The 7,674-nt window shown below is 53.5% G+C and carries 11 protein-coding genes; 10 read left to right on the forward strand and 1 reads right to left on the reverse strand.

Translation table 11 applies throughout. From position 1 onward, the window contains the following. The first annotated feature begins 43 nt into the window (after positions 1–43). The 10 genes from TCARDRAFT_RS14225 to TCARDRAFT_RS15155 all read left to right on the forward strand — a co-directional run bounded on the left by TCARDRAFT_RS14225 (position 44) and on the right by TCARDRAFT_RS15155 (position 6,736). Positions 44–754 carry an IS110 family transposase gene (locus tag TCARDRAFT_RS14225; protein ID WP_007288520.1) on the forward strand — a complete coding sequence of 237 codons (711 nt, stop codon included), beginning with the start codon at positions 44–46 and terminating at the stop codon, positions 752–754. 408 nt (positions 755–1,162) lie between these two features. Beyond that, positions 1,163–1,327: a hypothetical protein gene (locus tag TCARDRAFT_RS15880; RefSeq protein ID WP_198003954.1), complete on the forward strand. Its 165-nt coding sequence runs from the start codon at positions 1,163–1,165 to the stop codon at positions 1,325–1,327. Positions 1,328–1,510: 183 nt separating this feature from the next. Then, positions 1,511–2,287, forward strand: coding sequence for a sugar phosphate isomerase/epimerase family protein (locus TCARDRAFT_RS14230; RefSeq protein ID WP_007290662.1), 777 nt, complete (start codon positions 1,511–1,513; stop codon positions 2,285–2,287). A gap of 32 nt (positions 2,288–2,319) precedes the next feature. Further along, positions 2,320–2,556, forward strand: coding sequence for an AbrB/MazE/SpoVT family DNA-binding domain-containing protein (locus TCARDRAFT_RS14235; RefSeq protein WP_007290663.1), 237 nt, complete (start codon positions 2,320–2,322; stop codon positions 2,554–2,556). Next, positions 2,556–3,008: a type II toxin-antitoxin system VapC family toxin gene (locus tag TCARDRAFT_RS14240; protein ID WP_007290664.1), complete on the forward strand. Its 453-nt coding sequence runs from the start codon at positions 2,556–2,558 to the stop codon at positions 3,006–3,008. The genes TCARDRAFT_RS14235 and TCARDRAFT_RS14240 overlap by 1 nt, the downstream gene beginning before the upstream one ends. Positions 3,009–3,099: 91 nt before the next feature. Continuing rightward, the gene (locus TCARDRAFT_RS14245) at positions 3,100–4,983 is read left to right on the forward strand and encodes an ABC-F family ATP-binding cassette domain-containing protein (RefSeq protein ID WP_007290665.1); all 1,884 of its coding nucleotides are present in this window, start codon (positions 3,100–3,102) and stop codon (positions 4,981–4,983) included. Positions 4,984–5,256: 273 nt separating this feature from the next. Beyond that, a complete protein-coding gene (locus TCARDRAFT_RS14250) occupies positions 5,257–5,820 on the forward strand; it encodes an RNA polymerase sigma factor (protein ID WP_007290666.1) in 564 nt (187 codons plus the stop codon). 61 nt (positions 5,821–5,881) lie between these two features. Further along, the gene (locus TCARDRAFT_RS14255) at positions 5,882–6,106 is read left to right on the forward strand and encodes a DUF1659 domain-containing protein (RefSeq protein WP_007290667.1); all 225 of its coding nucleotides are present in this window, start codon (positions 5,882–5,884) and stop codon (positions 6,104–6,106) included. Positions 6,107–6,236: 130 nt separating this feature from the next. Continuing rightward, positions 6,237–6,449, forward strand: coding sequence for a DUF2922 domain-containing protein (locus TCARDRAFT_RS14260; protein WP_040683509.1), 213 nt, complete (start codon positions 6,237–6,239; stop codon positions 6,447–6,449). A gap of 143 nt (positions 6,450–6,592) precedes the next feature. Further along, positions 6,593–6,736 carry a YvrJ family protein gene (locus TCARDRAFT_RS15155; protein ID WP_007290669.1) on the forward strand — a complete coding sequence of 48 codons (144 nt, stop codon included), beginning with the start codon at positions 6,593–6,595 and terminating at the stop codon, positions 6,734–6,736. Positions 6,737–7,069: 333 nt separating this feature from the next. Here the strand turns inward: TCARDRAFT_RS15155 and TCARDRAFT_RS14265 are convergent. Further along, on the reverse strand, positions 7,070–7,674 hold a 605-nt coding region (locus TCARDRAFT_RS14265; RefSeq protein WP_007290670.1), incomplete at its 5' end, for an IS110 family transposase.

Here is a 7,674-nt window from a genome sequence, read left to right on the forward strand (position 1 = left end):
TTGGCTTCTGTAGTACCGACATTACTGGTGTTCCGCCCGCTCTATGATAGAAGCTATGATAAAAGGAACCGATGATACCAAGCAGTTAGCGCAAATGGCAAAAGGAGCTTTGCGTAATAAACTTGCCGATTTAGAAAAGGCGTTAAAGGGCTCTCTTGGTTACCATCAAAAAATGATGCTATCCATGCAACTAAAACATATTGAAACGCTAGATGAAAGTATTAAAGAATTGGATAAAGAAATAGCAGACCGTATGCGCCCTTTTGAAGAAGCCTTGGAGCTATTAGACACCATACCCGGTGTTAATCGGCGCAATGCAGAAGAAATCATTGCTGAGATTGGAGTAGATATGAGTCGCTTCCCATCCGCGGAGCATCTTTCATCTTGGTCAGGAATGGCTCCAGGGCATAACGAAAGCGCTGATAAGCGAAAATCAGGAAAAACCCGTAAAGGAAACCAACATCTGCGAACAACACTTGTACAATCAGCTCGCTCTGCCGCCCGCCAAAAAGATACTTATCTTGCGTCTCAATACCGTAGAATCTGTTCCCGTCGTGGTTCTAACCGTGCTGCAGTAGCTGTAGGACATAGCATTTTAATAATTGCCTATCATATTCTCAAGAAAAAACAGCCGTACATTGAATTAGGTGCCAACTACTTTGAACAGCGAAGTAAAGATGCTGCAATAAAAAGAGCACTTCAACTTTTACAAAACGCAGGAATTGAAATAAACCTTGAAAATATAGTTGCTTAAGATCAGTTTAAAAGTAAATCCTTCTTTACAAATGCCTACTATAAAAAACCTATAGAGTAGGCCTTGGGATCTCTTTGTCTCTATTCGAAGTAGTTGACATAAATTTTTGAAGTGAGTTTTCGGAGTAGGACGCAAAGATAATCATGCCAATACATTGGCACCACAAAGCATTAAAACCGTTATTCAACCACGGAGGGCACAGAGGCGCGATATTCATCGCGCGAAGAATTGAATGAAAAATTTTCTCCGTGTCCTCCGCGGTTCCATATAAAATAATTCAAGCGCGACAACTGTCGCGCGCGTAGCCCTTTGCGTTCTTTGCGTCCTTCGCGGTTTAATCATCCCGGTTCGTGCATAATTTACGCGGTAAATGCCGATACTGCTAGCGAGTGACAGGAGGCGAAGGACATGAAATCAAGTCAACCCGACAATGCCGAAGTAGGCTACAAATGCAGCCGCTGTGGCGGCATGTTTGCAAGTTCCGGCGAACATATCGTGCGCTGTCCCTTTTGCGCCATGATCTGCGATGAGGCAGCTTGCCGCGTGGTCGAAACAAGTAATGAGGAATATTAGGAAAACTAATATTAGGGGGAGCAGGAAAACAGATAATTATCGCGAATGGATAATATTGGAATAGTTAACTGCCGTAACACCGGTTGTAATAATCGCTGACGCATAGAACAGACTCTGCCAATTGGGGCAGAGTCTGTTTTCCCGATTGAAGCTGTTTCGCCAATTTGTAGCAGGAGGTGGGCCATGCGGCTGGTAATCAGTGCGGTAACTTTTGATCAATATTTGCGCTCCGGCATGTGTCAAATGGAGCTTGTCCCGCTGGCGGAAAAGTACGGCTGTGTGGGGGTGGAGTTTCGCCCCTACTGGCAGGAGCTGTGGGAGGAAGTAGAGGAAATCAGGGAACTCCTGGCTGAATACAACCTTACCTGTACCTATGCCTGCCAGGAGGCGCTGCAGGCGGAATCGCCGGCGGCGGTACGGCAGTCGCATGATGCGATGCGGCAGAGCATCGAAGTAGCCCACGCCTTGGGGGCCACTGTGCTCAGGATCAATGTGGCGAGCGGCGATTTTGTGGCCGAGTACGTAGGGGAAAAGTGGTGGCAAGAAGCCGTAGCCGCGCTCCTTGCGGCAGCGGCAGAAAAACAGATCGTTTTGGCGGTGGAGAACGCGCCCAATCCGGCGAGCGGCGACGCCCGGCTCATCTATGACATGGTGGCACCTTTTGCCTCGCCGTGGCTGAAGGTCACTTTCGATACCGGCAACTGGTTGGCCGCGGGCCAGGATCCTGCTCAGGCCTTTGCCATGCTGCGCGGCCATATCGGGTATGTGCATTTGAAAGATATGGCGCCGCGGCCTGACGGCTATGCCCACTGCCACCCGGGCAGCGGCGTCGTCGATGTGCGGGGCCTGGCAGCGAGTATCAGTAAGGACGGTTATCAGGGCCTGTACGCGCTGGAATTTCCCGGGGGGAGCAGCCCGGCTTCCGCGATCCGCGCCAGTATGTTATACTTAAAACAATAGGAATGTATAAATGCATTGAGGTGAAGTATAGCATGCTGCAAGCGAAGGTAGGAAAGAAGGGGCAGATTATCATACCGCATGAACTGCGGAAAAAATATGGCATTAAGTGCAGTGACACCGTCATTTTCACCGATGACCAGCGGGGGAACATTATTTTAGCCGTCAAGCCATCCGATCCGGTAAAAGCCATGCGTGGCAGCCTGAAGGGGCTGTGGCCCGAGGATGCGCAGGAATATATTCGCAAGCTGCGGCAAGAGGATGTGGAGTAATGCAGCTATGGTCATATATATCTACGCGTTATCGCCACATTTCCCTTGATACCGCGTGTTTTATCTATGTATTTGAGGATCACCCGTTTTATGCCGGACTGGTGCAGGAGCTGCTGCAAGCGATCAATGCGGGCAAAATCGCTTGCACTAGCTCCGTTTTGGTTTTTCTGGAATGTCTGGTGCTGCCGTATAAATTGGAAAACTATTCGGCTGTCGCTACTTGTCAGCGTTTTTTGCGTTTGCTAAAAATCAATTATCAGGACGTTAATGAACAAATTACCATGGAGGCCGCTCGCCTGCGAGGTGTGTACCATGTCAAACCTATGGACGCTCTACATCTGGCGACTGCTCTCTACTGTGGATCCGAAGCTTTTATTACCAATGACAAGGAATTAAAGCGTGTTGACAAGGAAATTCCGATAATAATAATTGACGATTATAAATTGGGCTAATGTGCGACGAATTGTTTTGCCAACACGTCGGCAATGGCAATACGGTATTGATACAGTATTATTACTGTCTGTGCCGGCGGGAGGGGGATTAATGACCGTACTAAGAGTGGAAAATCTGACCAAGGCTTTTGGCATTCATACCGTTTTTCGCGATGTAAACTTTACGCTGCGCCGGGGCGACCGGGTGGGTCTCATTGGCGCCAACGGCGCCGGCAAGACAACTTTGCTCCGCTGCCTGCTCGGTTTTGAGCCGGCCGATGCCGGGCGCGTCGTGCTGCCGCCCGGCGCGACCGTCGGGTATGTCGAGCAGGAAACGGGCGGCGGCGAGCGGACGCTGCATGAGGAATTGGTTTCGGCTTATGGGGATGTTGTGGCCTGGCAGGCAAAGATGCGCGAGCTAGAAAGGGCCATCGCGGCAGCGCAGGACGAAGCGGCGATGGCCGCTTTGCTGAAGGAGTATGCCGCGGCGGTTGAGCGGTTTGAGCGCGGCGGCGGTTATGAATATGAGGCCGTCATCCGGCGGGTAACGGCTGGGCTTGGCTTTTCCGCCGACGACCTGGACCGGCCGCTCAGCACTTTTTCCGGCGGACAAAAGACGCGGATCAGTCTGGCCAGGGCGCTTATCCGGCGGCCGGATTTTTTATTTCTCGATGAGCCTACCAACCATCTAGATATCGCGATGGTGGAGTGGCTGGAAGAGTTTTTGACGGGCTACCCCGGCGCGGTGCTCATTATTTCCCATGACCGTTACTTTCTCGACCGGGTGGCCACTAGCATCCTGGAACTGGAGGACGGCGAACTGACGGCTTACCCTGGCAACTACAGCCGGTACCTGGACCAGAAGGCCGAGCGGCTGGAGGCCGAGCTGAGGGCCTATGCAAAGCAGCAGGCCTATATTGCCAAGACCGAGGCGTTTATCCGGCGCTACCGGGCCGGGGTTAAAGCCAGGCAGGCCCGGGGCCGGCAGGCGCAGCTTGAGCGCCTGGAGCGGCTGGCCGCGCCGTCTGAGGCGGCTCGGCTGGATTTCGTGCTGCCGGCGCTGGGCGAGTGCGCCGAGCGGGTGGCTGAGCTCAGCGACGTGACGGCGGCTTATGGCGACCATATTGTCTTTGAGGGCTTGTCCCTCCTGATCCGGCGGGGGGAAGGCGTCGCCCTGGTCGGGCCTAACGGCGCCGGCAAGACAACGCTACTTAAGCTGCTCACCGGCGAGGTTGCGCCGACGGCCGGCCGGGTGAAGCTGGGCAGCCGCGTGCGAATTGGGTATTTTTCGCAGGAACACGAAAGCCTAAACCCCTTGAACCGGGTGCTGGATGAAATCATGCTGGAGTTTGGCCTGGGCGAGGAGCGGGCCAGACAGTATTTGGGAGCATTTTTATTTAGCGGCGACGATGTGTTTAAAACCGTCGGTGACCTCAGCGGCGGGGAGAAGGCGCGGTTGGCGCTACTCAAGCTGATGCTTACCGGGGCCAACTTCCTCATCTTAGACGAGCCGACCAACCACTTGGATATCCCTGCCAAGGAAGCGGTGGAGGAGGCGATTTTGGCCTATCCGGGCACTTTTCTCGCCGTGTCGCACGACCGCTACTTTTTGGACAAGGTGGCCGACCGGGTGGTTGAGCTAGCAGACGGTAGGCTGACGGAGTATGCCGGCAATTACAGTTATTACCGGGAAAAAAAGGCGCTCGCGGCTAGGCAAGCCGCTGCCGCAGCGGCGCCGGTGAAACCGCCGGCGGCGAAAAAAGAAAAACGGCCTCGTCCGCGGCGGCAGGACGCGGCCAAAAGGCTTCAGCGGCTGGAAGCGGAAATCGCCGGCCTGGAAGCCGAGCTGGCCGCGCTGGAGGCGCGGTTGAGCGACCCGGCCAGCCACGCAGATCCGGAAACCAGCCGGGCGCTGGCGGCCGAGTATGAAGCGCTGCAGGCCCAGCTTGCGGCCAAGTATGACGAGTGGGTGGCGACGACTGAGGAAGAAGGGTAGAGTTTAACCGCGGTTTCTATAACGCCGTTTTACGATGAGAACGAACCACAGAGAGCGCAGAGAGCGCGATATTCATCGCGCTAGGGGCTAAAGTAATTATCCCTCTGCGTACTTTGTGGTTTTTTATTTTGCCATTAAAAAATGGCCGACCGGTGCTGACTCGCTGGCCGACCGGGCGTAGCTCGGCGTTTGCAACGAACATATGTTTGATACTAAAGTAAAAGCAGGCGCCAATCTACGAGGAACCGGTTCCTCACGTAAAGGTGAGGAAAAATGGAATTAACGGCATTAGTACAGCGGGCACAGGCGGGGGACGAGGCGGCATTTGCCGAAGTTTGCCGGCGATTTGCCGGGCTGGTGAAAAAACTCGCCGTTCAGCCCCATATCCGGGCGGTGGCCGACGAGGCCCAGGCGGAAGGGTGGCTGGCGCTGGTGCAGGCGGTGAAGACATATGATGCGGCCAGCGGCGTGCCGGTGGCCGGTTATATCGAGAGCCGGGTGAAGTACGCGGTGTGGAATTTGTTCAAGCGGGAGCGGCGTCGTTGGCAGGGCGAACAGCCGCTGGAAGCGGAGAGCGACGAGACGGGTGGTAATCTTCTGGCGCGGCTGGACAGCGGCTGTGATGTGGCGGCCGAAGTGGAAGCCAAACTATTGGCGGCGGCAGCGCTGCGCGAGCTGGCCTGTTTGCCCGCGCGGCAGCAGGAAGTGATTATGATGACGGTATTGGCTGACGGGCGGCTGGCTGATGCCGCCGCCCGGCTGGGGGTAACGGTGCAGGCGGTGCACGCCTTGCGCCGGCGGGGGTTGGCGCAGCTTAGGACGCGGCTGGAGGGCTGAGCCGGTCGTGTTGAAAACCTTGCCCCTCTGGAATGTATGGGAGTGAAAGGGGGTGAGAGCTATGGCAACGGTCAAACTGCCCCAGGCTTCCCGCCTGGTGATTAAGGTACAGACCGGTCTCAATGCCGCCGGCAATCCCATTTATAAGCAGCTCGCTTTCAAGAGCGTCAAGGCCGGCGCTGCCGACGCCGACGTGCACGCCGTGGGCCTGGCGCTGGCCGGCTTGCAGAAACACCAAGTGGCCGGCGTCCTGCGCGTGGACGAGGGTGAATTGGTGAATCAGTAAGCGGGAAAGCCAATATTTAACCACGGAGGGCACAGAGGCGTGATATTCATCACGCTAAAGGCTAAAAAATCCCTTCTCCGCGTTCTCCGTGGTTAACAATCAGTTTAACATAAGGAAAGGGGGGATGGAAATGACCAAGACGCTGGAACTTGTTTTCCGCAATGCGACGGGGAGAGAAGTTGTCATCAGCCTGGCCGACCCCAGGGACGACCTTGCCGCGGCTGAGGCGGCCACCGTCATGGAACAAATCATTGCCAAGAACATTTTTACTACCACCGGTGGCGATCTGATGCAGCCAGTGGAAGCGCGCATCCGCATCCGCGACGCGGTGGTGTTGGCGTAGGCGCGCATTACTAAAAAACATAAAAAATCCGTTTAACCGCTGAGGACGCGGAGGCGCGATAACTATCGCGCGAGGGGCTAAAGCATAAATATCCCTCTCCGTGTTCTCTGCGGTTCTTAATTTAAAAAAAAGGAGGGTTGACAGTGGAGCAGGTGCTGCATTATGCGGCTAATTACGGCTTTCCCATGGTGGTGGCCGCGTATTTGTTGGTCCGCATCGAGGGTAAGCTGGAACAGCTGACCGCAAGCATTCACGAGCTGGCCAAAGTCATTGCAACGAAACTGTGAATTGAACCACAAAGATATTCATGCCGATAAATTGGCACCACAAAGCATGAAAACATTGAAGTTTAACCACGGAGGACACAGAGCGCGTGATATTTATCACGCGAAGAATATAATGATAATTTAAATTCCTCCGTGTCCTCTGTGGTTCCATTTGTAAATTCAAGCGCGACGTACGTCGCGCCCGTAACCCTTAGCGGTCTTGGCGTACTACCCTGAAAACGGGGTGCGCCAACCCCCTTGGTCATACTCCATTTTTAGGCAATAGCAAACTAAGCCTGTGCAAATCTATTTTTTGACAGGCCTGGTGTACAAAAGAAAGCTGATTTTCTAGTGTCAACCTGTCATTGAGAACTCTTTTACTTCTTCGCCAATTATTATCCGAATACTTTGGTCGCTAATAATGAACTGAACATCGTCGTCCAGTTTCTTTATGTTTTTAACAAGGTTAACTAAACTTTTAATTTTGCTGCGACGCATTTGTTCCGACAAATAGTTTTCCCCAAGCTCCTTATACGGTTCTTTGCGAATAAGCATGTGGTAAACGATTACAATAATCGCATGTGCTACTGCGACTGCTGCTCGTTTTTTACCTCTTCTGGCTGCTATTCGGTGATATAACGACGATAAATAACAGTTTTTCATCCGCGCTATCGTGTGGGCCGCCTGAACTAGCTGCGACCTAAGCTGTGGATTGCCCGGCTTTGCTTTCCCAGATCTTCGCTTTCCGGCACTTTCGTTGTTCCCTGGAGCTAGACCAGACCATGCGGACACATGTTTGGCGCTTGGGAACCGGCTCATGTCAAGTCCTATTTCTGCCAATATTACTTGGGCAATCCGTTTCCCTATTCCCGGGATTGTATCTATTAGCTCCAGGGCTTGCTTAAAATTTTCGTCTTCTCGCTCTATCCTTTCCATCATCAAGTCTAGTGATGCTATTG

It is taken from the genome of Thermosinus carboxydivorans Nor1 (genome assembly GCF_000169155.1).
Lineage (GTDB): Bacteria > Bacillota > Negativicutes > Sporomusales > Thermosinaceae > Thermosinus > Thermosinus carboxydivorans.

Bases quoted from the DNA above. Each gene is read 5' to 3' on its own strand.
- TCARDRAFT_RS15880 (WP_198003954.1), top strand. From the start codon at position 1,163: ATGAAATCAAGTCAACCCGACAATGCCGAAGTAGGCTACAAATGCAGC.
- TCARDRAFT_RS14260 (WP_040683509.1), top strand. From the start codon at position 6,237: ATGACCAAGACGCTGGAACTTGTTTTCCGCAATGCGACGGGGAGAGAA.
- TCARDRAFT_RS14225 (WP_007288520.1), top strand. From the start codon at position 44: ATGATAGAAGCTATGATAAAAGGAACCGATGATACCAAGCAGTTAGCG.
- TCARDRAFT_RS14240 (WP_007290664.1), top strand. From the start codon at position 2,556: ATGCAGCTATGGTCATATATATCTACGCGTTATCGCCACATTTCCCTT.
- TCARDRAFT_RS14250 (WP_007290666.1), top strand. From the start codon at position 5,257: ATGGAATTAACGGCATTAGTACAGCGGGCACAGGCGGGGGACGAGGCG.
- TCARDRAFT_RS14235 (WP_007290663.1), top strand. From the start codon at position 2,320: ATGCTGCAAGCGAAGGTAGGAAAGAAGGGGCAGATTATCATACCGCAT.
- TCARDRAFT_RS14245 (WP_007290665.1), top strand. From the start codon at position 3,100: ATGACCGTACTAAGAGTGGAAAATCTGACCAAGGCTTTTGGCATTCAT.
- TCARDRAFT_RS14255 (WP_007290667.1), top strand. From the start codon at position 5,882: ATGGCAACGGTCAAACTGCCCCAGGCTTCCCGCCTGGTGATTAAGGTA.
- TCARDRAFT_RS14230 (WP_007290662.1), top strand. From the start codon at position 1,511: ATGCGGCTGGTAATCAGTGCGGTAACTTTTGATCAATATTTGCGCTCC.